Raw genomic sequence first — 21,163 nt, 5'->3', positions numbered from 1 at the left:
TCAGAAGAATGATCAGATATCTTAAAGTAGGAAAGCAATTGCTGTTCGGAATGTTTATAGGTCTAACTTCCTGTGTCCCGGTTCAGGATACTACTCCGGCGCAGGTTGAATGGACCAGCCGCTTGCTTGAATTACAAGCAACACATCAGCCCATCAACAACAGTAGTGTCAGACTTCTGATGAAGGAATTAAACACGGAATATCCAGCACAAACTCAGCTCGTTTTAGGCAACGTAAAGGTTGAAGAATTGGTCGGGTGGTTTGATACTGAAAATCTGCTCATTGATCAGCTGGCTCTTCACACCTTCGAAAAAATTAAAACTTATCCGGGTATTTTTTCTGAGCGAGTCAGTCAAATCGGCGCGAAGAACGGAGCGCATTCACTTGACGAGAAAAAAAGCCTTATCGAAGAAATGATTGTTTTCCTGGAAATCACAGATCGTTTCAACTCCATTAATTTCAATGCGCTAAAAGCCGGAATTGCTGAAATTCATTCGCGATACCCTGATCAGTACAAAAGCAAAGAATTTTTACTTCAGCTCGAAAAAATAGAGAAAGAACACAAACAGATTGAGGCGAAACTCGCAAATTCAGCGCCCTCGGCTGTGTTGGATTTGGAACAGTTTGTACAAAATTATGAGGCCTTGAAAAAAGAGGCCGTGCTTTCGAATCCTCTTGTGAAAAACACGCCCATTGTTTTTGTTACGCGCAATCAGTATGCCATCGACCATCACAACACAGCAACGCTTTTTCAAACCAATGAAACAAATACCAATAGTTTTGCGCCGGGTGGTTCAATGAAAATTATCGACCTGAAAAAAGGAGGCAAAATCACCACACTTCTGGAAACAACGGACGGTGTGATTCGCGATCCTGAAATCAGCTACGACGGTAAAAAGGTGCTTTTTTCAATGCGAAACAACATTGACGAAGACTATCACATTTACGAAATGGATGTGGATGGTAAAAACCTAAAACAACTAACCGCCGCAACTGGTGTGGCAGATATCGACCCTCAGTATCTTCCCAACGGCGACATCGTGTTTTCGTCGACACGTGAACCCAAATACTGCATGTGTAACATTCACATTATGGCCAACCTGTTTAAAATGGAAGGCGATGGCGCTAACATTACACAACTTGGTAAAAGCACCTTATTCGAAGGTCACAGCACGATTTTACCTGATGGCCGAATTCTGTATGACCGCTGGGAATATGTCGATCGAAATTTTGGCGATGCTCAGGGATTGTGGACCATGAATCCCGACGGAACAAATCAGGCCATTTACTTTGGCAACAACAGCAATTCACCCGGCGGATATATCGATGCTCGCCCTATTCCCGGCACCGATAAGGTGATTGCAATTATGGGTTCATGCCACGATCGTCCGTGGGGAGCTCTTGGAATCATCAACCGGGAAAAGGGCCTCGATGAAAAAGCGTCGGTTGAAAAAACCTGGCCTGCTTCGGCCCGTGAACTGATTGGTATAGGAAATTGGGACACCTTTAAACAAGTAAAACCGCTTTACGAAGATCCCTTTCCTTTAAATGATACCTGGTTTTTATGTTCGCGCTCCCTTGGAATTGGCGAGCAAATGGGCTTGTTTCTGATTGATATTTTCGGAAACGAACAACTCATTTACACCGAAGCACCCGGGTGCTACGACCCCATTCCAATTCAAGCACGCGAGAAAGAATATTCCATCGAGAATAAACGAAATTACCAATCGGAAACCGGTCAGTTTTACGTGCAGGATGTTTACCAGGGAACCCACATGAATGGCGTTGAGCGGGGAGCCGTAAAATACCTGCGCGTAGTTGAATCGATTGCAAAACGCAGCTGGACCGTGCCTGCCTGGGGCGGACAGGGCGTTCATCGTCCGGCAATGAACTGGCACAGTTTCGAGTGTAAAAAAATATGGGGAACAGTTCCTGTCGAGGAAGACGGATCGGCTTATGTGGAAGTTCCTGCCGATAAATACGTATATTTTCAACTTTTGGATGAGCATAAAATGATGATCCAATCCATGCGAAGCGGAACGATGGTGCAATCCGGAGAAACGCTGGGCTGTATTGGATGCCACGACGATCGCAGAATGGCGCCGCCTTCATCGATGTCGCAGGTAGCGCAGGCTTTAAAAAATCCTCCTCAAAAATTAAACGGCTGGTACGGCGAACCACGAACGTTTGGATTTACGAAAGAAGTTCAACCTGTACTCGATAAGCATTGCGTTAAATGCCACGACTTCGGAAAAAAGGCCGGAGAAAAATTAGTATTGGCCGGAGACCGAAATCCATACTTTAACGCGGCGTACATGGATATGCACATGCAGAAAGCTGTAAAGCCTATCGGTGCCGGTCCTGCCGAAATTCAGCAAGCCTATTCCTGGGGATCACACCCAAGTAAGCTCGTTCAAATGCTAAAAAAAGGACATGCCAATGTCAAACTTTCGGAAGAAGAGATGGAACGAATCACGACCTGGATTGATTTGAATGCGGTTTATTATCCCGATTTTATTTCAGCATATCCCAATAACCCGGCCGGTCGCAGCCCAATTTCAGAAAAGGATTTAAATCGTCTGGGCGAATTGACAGACATCAATTTTAAAGAGCTGAGTAAATATGGCAGAACCTTGAGGGTGCAAATTGCTTTTGAACGACCTGAACTGAGTCCGTGTTTGAAAAACATTGCAGACAAAAACTCAGCAGAATACAAGGAAGCTCTGGCCATCATTACAAAAGGAAAAAACCAACTTATTCAAAAACCAAGGCTGGATATGGAACATTTTGTCCCTTCGGAAACGGACAAGAAACGCCTCGAAAAATATGATTACCGGCTGAAAGAGGAAATCACAAACCGGGAAGCAATTCAAAATAAGGAGAAACACTTCGACCCTGAACTAAAAAGAGCAAACTAATAATGAATATCAGAAAATAAATCGAGCGATGAGAAATATGCTCACACAGAAGGATGATTAAAAAACCAAGAATAAAAACTTTGCATTTTTTAAGCCTCCCCTTCGGGGGAGGTTTGGAGGGGGCTTAATTACAAACAAATGAAATCCACAATTTACGCCTGTCTATTCCTTTGTTTCGCTGTGTTGGTCGGATGCTCCTCGTCGACCGGCGAGCTGATGTCGCCCAACCAGATTGTGGTTAGTAAAACCCAAAACAAACTATTTATTGCTGATGAAACGGCTAATCGAATTTCAATTGTAAACCTTGAAAATTCAGAACTTGAAAGTCCTGTCTTATTGGATGGGAAACCCGGAGGTTTGGCTTTATCTGCCGACGAGTCCATATTATACGTCACGCTTTCCGATCCTCAGGGACGTTTGCAGGAAATTGATTTGGCCACACAAAAAGTAGAACGCACAGTACAAGTTGGGCACACCCCCATGTCACCAGTGCTTTCACCCGACGGAAACGCAATTTATTTGTGCAATCGTTTCAACAACAGTGTCAGCAAAATAGACCTGAAATCGTTCACCATCACAAATACTTCTCAAGCCGATCGTGAACCGGTTGATCTTGCGTTGGCAGAAAAAGGAAACCTACTTCTTGTTGCCAATCATCTGCCAAGCGGCAGTGCCAATGCCGATTATCACACAGCCACGATTTCGGTATTTAATGCCGAAACCCTTGAGCCATTAAAGGAAATTTTGTTGCCCAACGGTTCAAATTCGCTGAATAAAATAGCGCTTTCACCCGACGAAAAGTTTGCTTATGTAACCCATATTCTGGCTCGATACAATGTTCCAACCAACCAGGTGGAACGTGGTTGGATCAATACTAATGCACTGAGCATTATCGACATTCAGGACACCTCGTATCTCTGTACGGTAATGCTCGACAATCTGGATCGAGGAGCTGCAAATCCTTACGATGTAAAATGTAGTGACGATGGTAAAAACCTGTATGTTACCCACTCCGGAACCAACGAGCTAAGCATCATCAACCGGGAAGCTCTGCACCAACGAATCGCAAACATAGCTTACGGCGCAGACCTAACTGTTTATGCCCGTTCATTGGAAGTCATTCAAAACGACTTAAGCTTTTTGCAAGGCATCCGCAAGCGAATTGACTTAAACGGGAAAGGAGCTAAAGGGCTGGCTTTGAAAGACAACAAGATTTTTGTCTCCATGTATTTTTCAGGTTTTGTTACTGAAATTGATTTATCAGGAACAAATTCAATATCGCCTATTGAATTGGGAATTCAGGCTAAGCCAGACCTGGCTCGATTGGGCGAGATCTATTTTAACGACGCCACCTTGTGCAAGCAACATTGGCAAAGTTGCACGTCTTGTCATCCCGGAGACGCGCGCGTGGATGGCTTAAACTGGGACTTGCTAAACGATGGCATTGGCAACCCAAAGAATACAAAAAGTATGTTGTTGGCTCACTCCACCCCACCATCGATGATAACCGGAATCAGGGCTGATGCGAATCTGGCTGTTCGCGCGGGTATCGAACATATTTTATTCACCCAACAACCTGAAACAATTGCTGTTGCAATAGATGCTTACTTAAGCAGTCTGAAACCGGTTCCTAGCCCACTTTTGGTAAATGGGGAATTAAGTGAATCGGCAAAACGAGGAAAAGAAGTATTTCAAAAAGCACAATGTGCCCATTGTCACTCCGGAACGTATTTCACGAATATGAAAAGCTACGATGTTGGCGAAGGAACAGGCCTGGAAGCGAGTCAAAAATTCGATACGCCTACCCTTGTTGAAATCTGGCGAACAGCTCCCTATTTATACGACGGAAAAGCGATGAATTTGAAAGAACTTTTTACCACCTACAATACCAGCGACAAACATGGAAAGACTGCCGATTTAACCGAACAGGAACTTGATGATTTGGAGGAGTATTGCCTGTCGCTGTAAATTCAAAAAACAGAAAACATACATGAAAAGACTACTGATTTTCACCATTTTACTGGCCGTTTTATCCCCCTCAATACTTGTGGCATCAGGTAATGGTGAAAAAACCAATAAAGCCGATTCGGTTGCTTTTATTATTTGTGCTTCAGAGCGGGGTAAAGTTTTGCTGCTTAATTCCAGGGAAGAAATAATCAGGGAGATTGAAGCAAAAAACACGTACGATGCGCATCAGTTAAAAGGCGGAAATATTCTCTATACCTGCCATTATGGTGTTCAAATTATCACCCCAGCCGACGAGATCGCTTTTGACTATCAAAGTGAAAGTGAAATTTTTGCTTGCCAGGCTATTGAAAAAAACAGAATCCTAATTGGCGAATGCTCGGCAGGACGACTTTTAGAAGTCGACCGGAAGGGCAAGATCCTGAAGGTAATTCCTTTAACGTATAAAGTTGGTGGTCATATTTGTTTCCGAAGCGCCCGTAAACTTGAAAACGGAAACTACATGGTTAGTCAATATGGCGATAAAACAGTACGGGAATATAACAGTGATGGAGAAATTATTCAGGAATTTGTGCGCCCCAACAATGTATATGGTGCACATCGTCTGGAAAATGGGAATACGGTTATCGCCGATAAGTTCGCGCTTTCGATTTACGACAAAAACGGAAACTTGATCTGGGAATTCAATGCAAAAGAATACCCCGAGCTGGGCGTTAATCATCTGGCTGGTTTTCAGTATTTGCCAAACAATGAAATTGTAGTTTGCAATTGGCTGGGACATAAACCCTTCAAAAAAGGGGTGCCTCTTTTTAAAATCAATCTCGATAAAAAAGTCATTTGGACATATAACAATGCAGCGCAAACATGCAGCTGCACCAACATTCAGGTTTATCCGGATCAAATCAAAAAATAGACAATGATGAAATATTTATTCGTAGTTTTTATATCCTTCCTGCTTGCGTCATTAAGCATCACATGTACTTCTGAAAACAAATCGCGCCAACCGAATTTCATCATCATCTTGACCGATGATCAGGGCTATCAGGATGTGGGCTGTTTTGGTTCGCCAAACATAAAGACCCCAAATCTGGATCTTATGGCAGCCGAGGGAACGAAGTTTACCAATTTTTATGCGCAAACCGTTTGTGGGCCATCCCGCGCGGCTTTAATAACTGGCTGCTATCCCATGCGGAATGCCCGCAACGACGATGGAGAAGCGCCACATCCCAAATTGTCGTTGAGCGAAGTGACCATTGCCGAAGTATTAAAACCAGTTGGCTATTCAACTTGTATGATCGGCAAATGGGATCTTGCCGGGCATAATCAGGAGCAGTTTAACCCGGAACTATTGCCTTACAATCAGGGATTCGACTACTCATTCTTTACACCAACCAGCAACGATCATTATGTAAATCTTCTTCGGAATAAGGAAGTAATTGAGCTCAATGCTGATATGTCAACCCTCACCCGCCGATATACCGATGAGGCCATCGGTTTTATTGAGAAAAACAAGGAGCAACCTTTCTTTCTTTATTTGGCGCATACCATGCCGCATACGAAACTGGCAGTATCACAAGAATTTAAAGGAAAGTCGGAAGGTGGTTTGTATGGCGATGTAATTGAGGAAATAGATTACAATGTGGGTCGCATTTTATCAGCTTTAAAAGAAAAAGGACTGGATGAAAATACCTATGTGATTTTCACCAGTGATAACGGTCCGTGGTGGATCAAGAAAGAGCATGCCGGCCACGCCGATCCTTTGCGTGGAGCAAAAACTTCGGCTTGGGATGGCGGATTGCGCGTACCCTGCATCATCCGGGCACCGGGAAAAGTTCCTGCCGGAAAAACTTCAGATCAGCTTACAGCCACCATCGATTTGCTTCCAACCCTTGCCAAAATTGCCGGCGCGAAAATTCCAAGCGATCGGGTAATTGATGGTCTGGATATTTCAAAAATCTGGAACGGAAAAAAAAGTGCGCTGAAACGTCCCTATTTCTTTTACCAGCATCAGGATTTACGTGGGGTGCGCCTCGGACAATGGAAATTGCATTTGCCGCATCAGCCGGATTCAAAGTCGATAGCCTACACAAAATGGCCGGTTCATATTGCGCCCGAAGACCGGATTTTATTCGAAAAACCGGTGCTTTATAACCTGGAAAACGACATCGCTGAAACGACTGATGTGTCTGCTGAAAATCCTAAAGTTGTTGCAAAACTGCTTAAACTTCTGGATTGGGCAAAAACTGATATTGGAGATTTTGACAAACGAGGCGTAAATGCCCGTCCGCTGGGTGATGAACCTTACTTTACACCCAATGAGCTGTTTCCTGAGAAAATGAAAAAATAATTTTCGGCCTATGAAACTCAACGAACTAAAAATCAATTTATCGCTTCCCATTTTTCTATCGCTGTTCGTGAATAGCTGGAATGTAAATGCTCAGATAGCCACTCGTCCGAATGTAATTGTAATTATGGCCGATGATTTGGGTTATGCCGATGTGGGTTATAATGGATGCAAGGATATTCCTACACCACACATCGACAAGCTGGCAGAGAGTGGAGCAATCTTCTCTTCTGGTTACGTTACCGGCCCCATGTGTGGCCCTTCGCGTGCCGGGTTTATTACCGGACGAATGCAATCCTCCTTTGGTTGGTATGGCAACCCCGGAGCACCGTTGGATCCGGAGCAGGGACTTCCATCCTCTGTTAAAACTATTGCGCAGTACATGCAGGAGCTTGGGTATGTAACCGGTGGTGTGGGTAAATGGCACATGGGCACGGCTCCCAGTCAGCATCCGAACAAATTGGGCTATTCCGACTGGTATGGATTCCTCAGTGGAGGCCATCTTTATTTTCCAATGGATCATCCTTCCTATCATGGAAAATATACAGAACTGAAGAAACCATACGGGATGCGGGATATGCACCATACTTTACCCATCATTCACAACTACGAACCTGTGGAGTGGGATCAATATCTGACCCATGAATTAACCGATCAGGGTGTTGCTTTTATCGAACGGAATCAGGAAAAACCGTTCTTTCTGTTCATGTCGTACAATGCGCCTCACGAATACATGGAAGCACCGGAAGAAACAATCGCAATGTTTTCTCCTGAAAATATGACCGAAATTCCGGGGGTTAAACCGGAGATTCGTTCAATTTATGCGGCAATGACCTATGAATTGGATCGGGGAGTTGGGCAGTTGATTGCGACGCTTGAACGACTGAAACTCGCAGAAAATACGATCGTTTGGTTTTTAAGCGATAATGGCGGGATGAAGCGCACCAGCGATAACCGTCCGCTTCGTGGCGCCAAATGGGACAGTTACGAGGGCGGACTTCGTGTTCCTTTCGTGGTTAGCTGGCCGGAGCATGTGAAACCGGGCACTGTTCTGGATGCTCCGGTTAGCTCGCTCGATATTGGCGCAACTTCAATAGCATTGGCTGGCGGCAACTTGGTAGGTACGAACCTGGATGGTGCTGATATCTCGCTATACATCAAAGGACTCACGAAAACCGCTCCGCACGAGGAACTTTTCTGGCGTATCGGCAGAGAGTTTGATGAAGAAAGTGGTGTGTTGCGCGTTCGCGATTATAAACTGATCGTTCAAAAGGATAAGGTACAACTGTTCAACTTAAAAGAAGATCTCTCCGAAACGACAGATCTATCCAAAACCCAACCTGAACGGACTAGCGAAATGTTAGCCCGGTGGAAAACGCTAAATCAATCAAGTCAGCTGCCTATTTGGAAAACACTCAGCAATGAAGCGGGTGAAAAAGACGAATACCAATACAAAGACTACGAGTGGTTAAAGGGTAGTCCGCATTATCGGACATATGAAAAATCAAATGAAATTAAACAATAGACGTATGAACAAATTAAAGTGGAAAAGATCTGGATTGAGTTTCCTTTTTCTGGTTTTTTGGTGTTTCAATTTCTTAAAACTAACAGCACAGGAAAAGCCAAACATCCTGTTTATTTGCACCGATGAACAGCATCCGGCGATTTGCGGGTTTCGGGGAAATCCGGTTGTAAAAACTCCAAACCTCGATGCCTTGGCAACCTCAGGAATGCACTTCACACGAACCTATGTTTCATCTCCGGTTTGTGGACCAAGCCGCGCTGCGTATATGTTTGGGAAACATGTTTTTCAGATTAAAAACTGGTACAATGGCAAAGCATGGCCGAAGGATGAGATTACATGGGCAACACGTGTGACCGAAAGTGGATATTACACGGCACACTTTGGCAAGATGGATTCGCCGGGATTGTACGGTAACTTGGGCTTTACAGAGGAGTGGAATTCTGCGAAGCGACCTGAAGCAAAGGTTACCGGAACCGACTCACGGTTTCTGCCTGACAAGTATCGCCTGGCAAAAGGGCATCTGAAAGTAAACACATTTGAAATTAGTGACTATAAGGCTGATCCTTATGAAAGCGGTCCGAAAAATTTTGGGCAATACGCTGTTGATCGTCCAACGGTTAACCATGCCTTAAAATTTCTGAAAGAAAGAAAAAACGACCAGAAACCTTGGATGTTACATGTTGGCTTACTTATGCCGCACTGGCCTTTTACCCTTCCGCAGAAATATTACGACCTATATGCCAATGTTGAAATTCCGATGCCTCACGCCGCCAAATTCCCGAACACGAATATGCATCCTGCCTTGCAGCATTTTCAAAAATGGGACGGACTGGATGTGGCTCCGGATGAAAAAGACCTTAAGAATGCGATTCGGGCCTATTACGGCATGGTAACTTTTGTTGACGATATGGTTGGCGAACTAATTGCCGAACTTAAAAGAAACGGCATGTACGACAATACCTACATCATTTTCACTTCCGACCATGGCGATAATCTGGGCGAACATGGGTTAATCGGGAACAAACATACTTCAATGGAAGGTTCTGTGGCTGTTCCACTGGTCATCACCGGTCCGGATGTAAAACACGGAGCAAAAGTCGATACGCCTGTCGCGCTGGTTGATATGTATCCGACGATCATAGATATGGCCGGGATTGAATACCGCGATCCGGAAATGCCGGGCAAAAGTCTGCTGCCTGTTTTGCAGGGGAAAGAGGTCGCCGCCGATCGCACCGTATTCTCCGAATGGCATGGCGTTGGGTTTCCGGGTGCCTGGTATATGCTGGCAAACAAGAAGTATAAATATACTTATTACGAGCGCGACAGACCCAGCTTGTATGATATGGAAACTGATCCAAAGGAACTCAATGACCTGGCGCTTGATCCATCTTATTCAGAAATAATAAAGAAGTTTGAAGCTGAACTGAATACCATACTTGATCCGATAAAAACAGCGAGAGAAGCCCGAATGCAGCAGGGAATGATTACCCCGGATGGCAAGGATCTGATGTTTGAAAAAGCCGCGAATGAAAACATTCAGGAAAAAAACTAACCCTATAAAAACCAAAACGCATGAATATGAAACAGAATCAATCTTCAAAAATTAGTATAACTGTCGTCTTTCTTCTCCTACTTTGTTGCAGCACATTAAAACTAGTTGCACAAGATAAACCCAACGTAGTCCTCATTTTTGTCGATGATCTGGGCTATGGCGATATAGGGTGCTATGGAGCAACAAAAGTTAAAACGCCAAATATCGACAAACTGGCAAGCGAAGGACGCATGTTCACCGACGCTCATTCGGCCTCGGCTGTTTGTACGCCCTCGCGCTATGCCTTGCTTACCGGACAATACCCTTTGCGTGCCAATAATGGCGCCGGAATATGGGGGCCTGCTCCGGTCACCTCGCCTCTCCTTATTGAACCGGATAGGTTGACGATTGCCGATGTATTCAAAACCAGTGACTACAAAACGGCTGCGCTTGGCAAGTGGCATCTGGGATTTGGAGTAGGAGAAAACAACTGGCAGGAACCCTTACGCCCCGGCCCTCAGGATCTCGGTTTCGATTACTACTTTGGTGTACCCGTTGTAAACAGCGCTCCGCCTTATGTTTATGTGGAAAACGACCGTGTGGTTGGTGGAGATCCATCGGATCCGCTGGTCTATCTTGGAAGAGGAGCACATGAAGATGCGACACCGATTACTCCAATTCCGCCCGAGGCTTCGCAGCGTACGCCAAATATGTTTAAAGGTGCAGTTGAAGCGCACAAGCAATACAACGATTATACTGTAGGAACCATGTTGGCGGGAAAAGCAGTTGACTGGATTTCAGACAATAAGCAAAATCCGTTCTTTCTTTATTTGGCTACAACCCATATTCATCATCCCTTTACACCGGGGACAAATTTTCAGGGAAGTAGCGACGCTGAACTTTACGGCGATTTTATTCAGGAACTGGATTGGATGGTGGGACAAGTTACTGAAACGCTGGAGAAGCATGGATTAAGTGAAAATACCCTGGTGATCTTCACAAGCGATAACGGGGCGATGTTGAATCTGGGTGGTCGGAATGCAGTGAAGGCCGGGCACAAAATAAATGGCGATTTGCTTGGCTTTAAATTTGGCGTGTGGGAAGGCGGACACCGGATACCTTTTATTGCGAAGTGGCCGGGGAAAATTGAAGCCGGAAGTAAATCAGCCCAATTGATTTGCAATGTGGATATGCTGGCTACCTTTATGGCTCTTACCGGACAAGATCCTAAAACGCTTGATAACAGCGACAGTAAAAATATGATGCCTGCCTTGGTGGGCAACCCGAAAAAGCCAATTCGAGATGAATTGATTTTAGCTCCTTCTAAAAAACAAAACCTATCTCTTCGTAAAGGAAAATGGATCTATATTCCAGCACAGGGAAGTGGCGGTTTTTCTGGATCGAAACCGGAACATCATGCCTGGGGCGGCGCTCCGGCTGTCGCCTTTGTGGGCGGGAAAAACAGCGATATCGAAAATGGTAAGATCAAAGAAGACGCTCCTCCGGCACAGCTTTACGATCTGGAGAAGGATGTAAACCAGAGCACGAATCTTTATAACGAATACCCTGAAATTGTTAAGGAGATGGATGCGATTTTGAAAACATATATACCTATAAAAGAATAAAAGCAGTATTTAATACCGTTTATCATATTGGCTTTGTGCAGCTTTGAGACTACTTTGTGCAACTTTGTGTCATAGCTGTTTCACAAAGGGGCACAAAGGAAACACAGAGATTCACTAAGAAATAACAAAATGACTGAAAACGAATTGTCAAATATTATCATTGGATGTGCGATTGAAGTGCACAAACAATTGGGACCTGGATTATTAGAATCAGCCTATCAGGAATGTTTGCTTTATGAGTTGAGAAATTCTGGGTTAAAAGTAAAGAAGGAAGTTCCAATGCCAATTGTTTACAAAGAAGTGAAATTGGATCATGGATATAGAATTGATTTATTGGTTGAAGATAAAGTCGTTATTGAAATTAAAACTGTTGATCTTCTTAATGAAGTTCACTTTGCACAGGTTCTTACATATTTGAAACTAGGCAATTATAAATTGGGTATATTACTTAATTTTCAAGTTGCAATATTGAAGAATGGAATTAAAAGAGTTATAAATTAATCTGAAGTAACCTATTGGCTTTGTGCAACTTTGTGACTTCTTTGTGCAACTTTGTGTCATAGCTGTTTCACAAAGGGTCACAAAGAAAGCACAGAGATTCACAAAAAAAACAAAATATAAACGAATGAAAAACAAGATAATAACCCTATTCTATTTTTGTTTTAGTGTATCACTCTCTTTTTCACAATCCAAAAAACCAAACATCATTTTTATCATGGCTGACGATTTGGGATGGCAGGATGTTGGCTTTATGGGAAGTAAATGGTTCGAAACGCCAAATCTGGACAAGCTGGCGAACGAAAGCCTTGTTTTTACAAATGCTTATATGTATCCAACCTGTTCGCCATCCAGAACCGCATTACTTACCGGGCGTCAGTCCTTCCGCACGGGCGTCTATACGGTTCCTGTGTTGGAAAAAGGCGATGATCAAAGCAATATTTTCTCTCGCTGGACCGTCGGGCATGAACACCCGGTGTATGCCGAGCCTTTGAATGAAGCTGGGTATAAATTGATCCACCTGGGAAAATGGCACATTGTTGGGCCAAACCCGGATCGGGAGAAAGAGTATCCCTTCAAACAAAAACTGACTCAGCCTGACAATGGTGATTTCAGTTGGGTTGAAAAACACCAACAGGAATACCGGCAGTATTATCCCGAAGGTCGTGGGTTTCACGAAAACGTAGGTGGAACCTGGTGGGGCGATCCGGCCCGCGGTTATCCGGAAGGCTACAAATCGGAAAGTGGCGGTTACAAAGCTCCTTTTAAGAATCCATTTATCGACGACAAGCCAGATGATGAGTGGCTGACTGACAGACTAACAGACGAAGCGATCGATTTTATTCAACGTAATAAAGAAGAACCTTTTTTTGTGAACCTTCATTTTTATGCGCCACATCGTCCAATAGTTCCAAGGAGTAAAGAAGGGTATCAGAAATTTATGGCGAAAGCTCCTGATTCGATCACCGGGCAGGGAGGACAAAAGAACCGTGAAGAGATTGCCGGATACGCCACTATGATCGCCTCCATTGATGAAAATGTAAAACGTATTTTTGATTATCTGGATCAGGCAGGATTACATAAAAATACGATTGTAATATTCACTTCTGACAATGGATTCAACGGGTTAACAAGCCATTCGAATGCTTTGCGTGGTGCTAAAGGAAGTGTTTACGAAGGAGGGATTCGGGTTCCGGCATTTATCAATTGGCCCGAAAAAGTGAAGGCAGGTATCACAAACGTTCCCATTAGCGGAATGGATTATTTTCCTACCTTTTTGGAACTGGCAGATATTCGGGATTACACCGGAACATTAGATGGCAACAGCTTAATGCCCTTATTGAAAGGAAAAACAATGAAGGAGCGACCTTTATTCTGGCACATCGCCAGCACTTACATAGACCCACCCTGCTCCATTATCCGCAAAGGAAAATGGAAGCTGATCCAGTTTCTGAATGATGGAAAAGTAGAATTGTACAAGCTCGAAGATGACCTGAAAGAAAGTAAAAACCTTGCGGAAGTGAATAAAACAGTTGCAAAAAGTTTATTGGATGAACTTACAACCTGGCGCCGAGAAAACAAAGTTCCATTGCCACCAGCTTCAATTTTGAAGTATTAAAATGACTAAAATTGCTTGTTGAAACGAGCCATAAAAGTCAGGCTTTGAACACTGGGGCATAATTCTATTGGCAAGTATTTATGATACCAACAAAAACCAGGTCGCACAACAACCGGAGAACAAACCACCGACCTTTGCGCAAAACATTAATGCCGGGTGCTGCAAATGAACCGATTAATTTAATTAGTAACCAATAATCCAAACATAGTTGAAATGAACTATTCAATTTTCCCATTGTCTGCTCTCCTGCTTGCAGGAACAGTCGCAAATTTCAATACAGCAAAAGCAGCTGCAAAAGAAAAAAACAAAGTCAACATCCTGTTTCTTTTTGCCGATGATCAACGGGCCGATGCACTTGGCTGCTCGGGTAATACGTATATTCAGACACCCAACATCGACCAGATCGCCAAAAATGGTGTTCGCTTTACAAACAGTTATGTCATGGGTGGCCATCATGGAGCTATTTGCGCGCCAAGCCGTGCTATGCTCATGAGCGGAAAGAGCCTGTTCCATGTTTACGATAAACTAAACGGAATTCACACGATGCCGATGCATTTTGCCGATAACGGCTACGAAACTTTTGGCACTGGCAAGTGGCACAACGAAGCCGAAGCGTTTGAAGCAAGTTTTCAGAAGGGCGACAACGTGTTTATTGGCGGTATGGCCGATCACTACAATGTGCCGTGTCGAACCTTGGGCCCGGATCGGAAACTATCCGAACCTGTAAAAAATGGGTACTCAACCGATTTATTTGTTGACGCGACGATAAACTATCTCACCGATTACGCGAGCGGAACACGCGAAAAGCCCTTCTTCTGCTATGTGGCGTTTACCGCTCCACACGATCCCCGGTCGCCCCGCGAAGATTACATTGGCATGTATCCCGATGGCTCAATCCCACTTCCCGGCAACTTTAAAGCGCTGCATCCGTTTGCTTTCGACAATATGAATGTTCGGGACGAAACGCTGGTTCCCTGGCCCCGAACTCCGGAAATGATTCAGAAATCACTATCCGACTACTACGCTCTGATCAGCCATTTGGACAGCCGTATTGGCGACATCATTGAAACATTGAAAACAAAAGGCTTATTCGAAAATACCATTATCGTTTATGCCGCCGACAATGGATTAGCTATTGGTAGTCATGGACTTGTAGGCAAGCAAGACTTATATGAACACAGCATGAAGGTGCCACTCATTATTACTGGCCCGAACCTTCCTAAAAATGAAGTGCGCGATGCCTTGGTTTACCTTTACGACCTCTTTCCTACCTTGACAGATCTGTGCGAATTACCCCAACCGGAAAACGTTGATGGGAAAGACCTTGCTCCTGTCATCAGAGGGAAAAAGAACGAAGTCAGGAGTTCAATCTATACGGTTTACCGAAACACAGTACGAGCTGTTCGAACTCCCGAATGGAAATTAATTCGCTACCCTCAGCGTAATTACACGCAGTTATTCAACCTAAAAACAGATCCTTTAGAGATTAACAATCTGGCTGAACTTCCCGAAAACAAAGCCAAAATAAGCGAACTAGCGGCAATGATGAACGAATGGCAAACCCTCACAGATGACACGGCGACAATGAATCCGAAAACAGTACTTCCGCTTGAATACGACTATACGAAGCTTAAACAAAGACCAGATGACAAACAGCCGGAGTATATTTTAGAGCGGTATTTTAAAGGTGTTGATCTGAGTAACGTGAAACGGACACAACATTAATCTCGCAGCGTAAAAACCCACTGGTAGTCGACAAAAACATCGTCAACAAGAAGAAACTTTAGCCTGAGATATCGGTGTTTTCGACTACAGCTTCATATCCAATGGTTCGCAGCAGGGGAAAACGCCCCAACATTGACGTGCAGCTTTTTGAATAGCGCATACAAGAGTCAGTTCTATTTTAGTTAGGCTTCGCCTGAAGTCTTACTGAAATGAACTGACTCTAAAATTTCAGTCGAATCATCTAATCATTCGTGCTCCGATTATAGTTAGACCTGTTTTTGAACGATATCTCCGATCGATTGACTAATTTCTCACAGAAGTCTGGCGGCAATTTCTCTAAACTTGCAGGAAACTAACCAACTTTCGTTTTCAAAATGAAATCAATTCCAACTAATCTTTGTTTCCTGTTTCTTCTTCTTGCTCTGTTTTCAAACCAAATCCGGGCTCAAACCGGGGGCGACGCAATAATCTATCCTGAAGAAAAAGGAACCCTCATTGATGCTTTTTTTTACGATCTGAAACAATGGGCCGGAGCTGTCAATAGCGAATCGAAAGCCAACGATTTGTTTGTTACCGATGGCATGAACGGTGTTCGGATTTCAATCTACGGAAACAACTCGAAACCGGCTCACCCCTCGGCAGGTGTGGTTGTGGAGTCGGAATATACCGGCCTCATCTCATCCATCAATCTGGCAAAAACAACACGAGGCACCTCCGGATTAACAATATTCGCCAGCAAAAAACTCGAAGGACAAGACTCATTCCCCGACTGGGTGAAAGATGAGGATGGAATCATCCCTGAACAATACGCCACTTTGTTGGCCGATTTCATTAGGTACATGAATTCAAAAGGAATCGAAATTGATGTACTGGGAATCGACAATGAACGCGTCTACAATGAAGGAAATATGACGCCACAAAAACATAAAGAAACGGTCGACTTTCTGAAAGCATTTTCGGTATCCGATCAGTTCACCATGCCGCTCATTATTGGACACGAAGATTATGGCCCCAACAAAAACGACTGGATGAAGACGTTAAGCGAAAACGATTGGCTCGACAGAATTGATCTGTATGGCACTCACTATTACCCACAGTACCGACCAAAATCGAAGTTGATTACCGACCTGAGCTACGCCGGCGACAAACCGTTTTGGTCTACCGAACCTCACTGGGATAACAAGTCTGAACAAGACCAGCTGGCGATTGCCGAGCAAGCCATGTGTGCCCTTTGGGATCAGACTGATTTAGGAATGAGTGGCGTGATGTGGTGGAACTATGAGTTAACCTCACATCGTGGTTACATGATGCGGAATGCCACAGTTCCTCTTCTGGATTCACAACCGATCGACATGGACGACATTGACGGACGCGACATCTCCACACTCGGAAAATTACAGACCCGTGCGTTCCGAAAAGGAGATCAAATTACGGTTTATGCCATCAACATGAGCGAAACGCTTGACTATCCAAATTATGGTTTCAACCTGAACTCGGGAACCATTAATGGAACTGTCGCGTTCAAACAATGGACAGACGAATCAGCAACTATTGGGAACTCGGGCTCGGCGAATCTGATTAGCGACACAAAATTTGAATTGAATTTACCTGCTCGTTCAATCACTTCGTTTACATTCAATTTAGGTACGGTAACCGGCACAACTTCGGTATCGTCAACTTCAACCATTTTCGTTTTCCCCAATCCTGTTTCCGACATTTTATCGATTTTTGGTCTTCAAGCAGGCTCAACCTATGCGGTTTATAATCTGAATGGCGAAAAAATATTGGAAGGGGAAACAACTCAGTTAAATGTTGCGAACCTAAATACAGGAATCTATATTCTTAAAACGACCGACGGTAAAATACTGAAGTTCATAAAAGCATAATAGCCAGAGATAACTAATTAATGGCAATCATTGGAAAAAGAAGAAACTGATTTAAACCGAACCGACTCCGTAAAATGAAAACGACACTACTTTTATTATTCGTTACATTGCCCAGCTTTGTATTTTCACAACAGGTAATTCAGGAGAAACTTGGATCGGCTACCGTTTCTTTTTCCAACAACAAACTGGTTGTTTCAACCGGCAAAGTTGAACGAACATGGAAAGTTACTTCCTCCGGATTGGTTACAACAGATTTGAAAAACCTTGAAACCGGCAAACAATGGGTAAATAGCCCAGCCATAAAATGCGACTGGAACTACGAGGGATTGCTTGCCGACAGCTCAGAATGTAAGCTTATTCAGGTCTCATCGCAGCTCGGGAACGACGAAGGATTCACATCGGAATATCTCGAAACAGTTGCCGAATTTGACTATCCTGCCACACAAACACGCATTAAATACCACATCTGGGCATATCCCAATGCGCCCGGTTTGCGCACTCAGGTCTGGATTAAAGGGAAAGCTACCGATTCGATGCTTGGCGATATCCCAATTGAAAACAATGAAGGGATCCGCTTTCAACTAAATTCAGGCAAAAAAGTACACAGCTATGCCGCTGCCGGAGTCGGAAAAATATGGCAATCGGCTTGGGTCGTATCTCCAAAAGAAATAGAATACCAGGTTTTTGGACTGAACAAGAACAAATTGTACCAATTGGGATTAAGCTGGTGGGATTTTGAAGGTAAAGATCGCATCCAAAAAATTATTCTGACGAGCGTTGATGGCGAAACTACGGAAGAAATTCTCGCCCCCACTCCCCTTCCCGATTATCGCAACAAAAAGGAATTCCCCAAGGAAATAGTTCTCGATATTCCGGCAAAAGTACTCATGGATGGATCGATGCGTGTACGAATTGAATCGGCAAACAACACAGAGACGATAATTGGTGAATTGTGGATCAATGAAAAAACAGATGCATTAGCATCGGATTTAACGTTTGAAGGCGATGAAAACCGAATAGAACAATTGAAAAATGCGAAAAAAGAGCCATGGATACTTGCAGCCTACTCCGATTGTGGAAACGAACCCGACGAGGCAGCACTGGCCGTTTATGGTCGTTGCGACTTTCTTCCGATTGACGCAACGGAGTTCAAACGCGTGTATGCCGGATATTACAACGATACACAGCATCGAAACACCCCTGAAACACCCCTTCTGAAAGAGGAAGAAATAACGGGATCGATCGCCAAAACTGAAAAAATAAACTGGGCCAGCATACTGATGGTTTCCGACCAAAACGAGGGACTGGCATTGGTTAAAGAATCGCATAAATGTGTTAACCAGCGCGGCGTTGAAACAGGTGATTTTCTAGTTTCTGCTGATGGAATCGAAAACCGGGGGACCAGCTTGTATCCCAAAGATTTGTCACCCGACGAATACAAATGGTACTGGTCGTCCTGGACTGTTCTCTACTCCGGCAATCAGAATGACGGACGTGCGGCGATCAAAGCGTTCGACCGGTTGCGCTATCCTGTAAATCCGGAACTCGACATTTACACCATGGCTAATACCTGGGGATCGAGCCGAAACCGACTGGCGGCTAAAGAAGAAAACGTGCTCCGGGAAATCGACTGCCAGGCAAACCTTGGCATCGACATCCAGCAAATCGACGATGGCTGGCAAGATACAAACTGGTTACCTTCTACCGAATGGTACCCAACCGGCTGGGGAAATGTGGTGGAACGCGCCAAAGCAAAAAACATAAAACTAGGATTGTGGGGAGCCGCCATGCCAATTACTCCCGAAGCACTGATATACAACTATAAGCATGGTGGTTTTGTGACTTACAAACTCGACTTCGCAAACCTTTCAACACACGACAGAATTGATGAAATCATTGGCAAAATCCGAAACTTCATTCAAGCTACCGAGCACAAAGTACGCGTCAACTGGGACGTTACCGAAAACGCTCCCCGCTATGGCTATTTCTGGGCACGCGAGTATGGCTCGGTATTCCTCGAAAACCGAAAGACCGATGTGCCGACCAATGTCGTTTATGTGCCACACCTGGTTTTACGCGACCTGTGGCACCTTTCGAAATACGCGAATTTGAATAAATTTCAGGGATCGGTACAAAATGTAGCCATGACTGACAAAACCTTGAGCGACGCCTGGCAACATTCGCAGGCCTACGCAACGGCCATCCCTTTAATGTCGACACCGCTTTTCTTTCAGGAAACCCAGTTTTTATCGGCAGATGCTGTTCTTCAGATCAAATCCATTTTGGCAGCCTATAAAACCTTTCGAAACGAGCTTTACGAGTGCTTCATCTATCCCATCGGAAATGAACCCGACAACAAATCATGGTCGGGCTTCCAAGCTGTTCATCCGCAAAAAAGAGTAGGCTATCTTACGCTTTTCCGCGAACGAAACAACAACGAAAACAGCCAATCAATACAGCTTCTCTTTCTTGAAAAGAAAAGACTAAAAATCACGAATCTACTTACAGGAAATACGTTTATTATAAAAACCGACAACAAGGGGACAGCCATGTTTAAGATTCAAAAGAGCGGTGATTTCAGACTGTATAAATACGAGTACCTCAACAGAAAATGATTGCTTCCTGAAAATTGTTGAACACTCACCTAGAGTACCTCAACCACTGCACAAATCGCATAAAACCGATCAGCAGTATACGGAGCAATTCAGTATTTGAACGAGATTAGAAGCTACGACACCGATTTTGTTCCTACAACGCAATTGGATCGTATCGGGTTGACTTTTTTTCTTCAACCGAATCCATAAAATCAATACTTAAAAGATGGATTACTGAAGGTTACCGACATCCGGAAATACTACAAACGGAAAATATAAGCACAAAAAAAAAGGATGGTGCCCCATCCCTTTTCTAACTTAACCAAACCTATCTCTATGAAAAAAATTATGCTTATTACTTTGCTTTAATGTCTGTAACAAAGATAAGGCATCTACCAGTTAAGAGATGAAAAGGGATGTTAACAAATGTTATAAAACGGATGTGTGTTTGATTTGAAACACAGTGTATCAAATAGAAATGAGTAGCAGAAAATGTTGAAATTGATCGGCCGGCTACAAACAAAAAAAAGGATGGCGACCCATCCTTTTCTAACTTAACCAAACCTATCTCTATGAAAAAAAACTATACTAACTACTTTGCTTTTTTGTATGATTCAAAGATACTGCTTCTCCCTGTTAAGAGATGAAAAGCGCTGTTAACAAACCTTATTTTTCAACCTAAATATTGGTGGGCGTTCTACTAAATCAATGATCGAATGTGGAGAAGTAAAACCGCAAACTATTCGGCCGGCTACAAACAAAAAAAAGGATGGTGATCCATCCTTTTCTAACTTAACCAAACCTATCTCTATGAAAAAAAACTATACTAACTACTTTGCTTTTTGTATGATTCAAAGATACTGCTTCTCCCTGTTAAGAGATGAAAAGCGCTGTTAACAAACCTTATTTTTCAACCTAAATATTGGTGGGCATT

12 protein-coding genes are annotated in these 21,163 nt (G+C 43.8%); all 12 read left to right on the top strand.

Going from position 1 to position 21,163, the window contains the following annotated elements; translation table 11 throughout:
• Positions 1-8 precede the first annotated feature (8 nt).
• The 12 genes from ABZD21_RS09525 to ABZD21_RS09470 all read left to right on the top strand — a co-directional run bounded on the left by ABZD21_RS09525 (position 9) and on the right by ABZD21_RS09470 (position 20,250).
• Entirely contained in the window at positions 9-2,918 is a 2,910-nt protein-coding gene (locus tag ABZD21_RS09525; RefSeq protein WP_372774730.1) for a hypothetical protein, read from the top strand.
• Positions 2,919-3,056: 138 nt separating this feature from the next.
• Positions 3,057-4,886 carry a hypothetical protein gene (locus ABZD21_RS09520; RefSeq protein ID WP_372774728.1) on the top strand — a complete coding sequence of 610 codons (1,830 nt, stop codon included), beginning with the start codon at positions 3,057-3,059 and terminating at the stop codon, positions 4,884-4,886.
• A gap of 22 nt (positions 4,887-4,908) precedes the next feature.
• Positions 4,909-5,796, top strand: coding sequence for a hypothetical protein (locus tag ABZD21_RS09515; protein ID WP_372774726.1), 888 nt, complete (start codon positions 4,909-4,911; stop codon positions 5,794-5,796).
• 3 nt (positions 5,797-5,799) lie between these two features.
• Entirely contained in the window at positions 5,800-7,230 is a 1,431-nt protein-coding gene (locus ABZD21_RS09510) for a sulfatase (protein WP_372774724.1), read from the top strand.
• A gap of 10 nt (positions 7,231-7,240) precedes the next feature.
• Entirely contained in the window at positions 7,241-8,752 is a 1,512-nt protein-coding gene (locus tag ABZD21_RS09505) for a sulfatase-like hydrolase/transferase (protein ID WP_372774722.1), read from the top strand.
• Positions 8,753-8,756: 4 nt separating this feature from the next.
• Positions 8,757-10,304, top strand: coding sequence for a sulfatase (locus ABZD21_RS09500; protein ID WP_372774721.1), 1,548 nt, complete (start codon positions 8,757-8,759; stop codon positions 10,302-10,304).
• Between the two features lie 26 nt (positions 10,305-10,330).
• Positions 10,331-11,908, top strand: a complete 1,578-nt coding sequence (locus ABZD21_RS09495) for an arylsulfatase (protein WP_372774719.1) — start codon at positions 10,331-10,333, stop codon at positions 11,906-11,908.
• 129 nt (positions 11,909-12,037) lie between these two features.
• The gene (locus ABZD21_RS09490; protein ID WP_372774717.1) at positions 12,038-12,409 is read left to right on the top strand and encodes a GxxExxY protein; all 372 of its coding nucleotides are present in this window, start codon (positions 12,038-12,040) and stop codon (positions 12,407-12,409) included.
• A gap of 124 nt (positions 12,410-12,533) precedes the next feature.
• Positions 12,534-14,024, top strand: coding sequence for a sulfatase (locus ABZD21_RS09485; protein ID WP_372774715.1), 1,491 nt, complete (start codon positions 12,534-12,536; stop codon positions 14,022-14,024).
• Positions 14,025-14,237: 213 nt separating this feature from the next.
• On the top strand, positions 14,238-15,749 hold the full coding sequence (locus ABZD21_RS09480; RefSeq protein ID WP_372774714.1) for a sulfatase-like hydrolase/transferase: 1,512 nt from the start codon (positions 14,238-14,240) through the stop codon (positions 15,747-15,749).
• A gap of 374 nt (positions 15,750-16,123) precedes the next feature.
• Positions 16,124-17,635, top strand: coding sequence for a T9SS type A sorting domain-containing protein (locus tag ABZD21_RS09475; protein WP_372774713.1), 1,512 nt, complete (start codon positions 16,124-16,126; stop codon positions 17,633-17,635).
• Between the two features lie 74 nt (positions 17,636-17,709).
• Positions 17,710-20,250: a hypothetical protein gene (locus ABZD21_RS09470; protein WP_372774711.1), complete on the top strand. Its 2,541-nt coding sequence runs from the start codon at positions 17,710-17,712 to the stop codon at positions 20,248-20,250.
• Positions 20,251-21,163: the final 913 nt, after the last annotated feature.

Source organism: Mangrovibacterium sp. (assembly GCF_041596335.1).
In the GTDB taxonomy this organism is placed as follows: domain Bacteria; phylum Bacteroidota; class Bacteroidia; order Bacteroidales; family Prolixibacteraceae; genus Mangrovibacterium.
The sequence above is the reverse complement of the archived record's forward strand: the minus strand, read 5'-3'. Positions and strand labels throughout refer to the sequence as shown.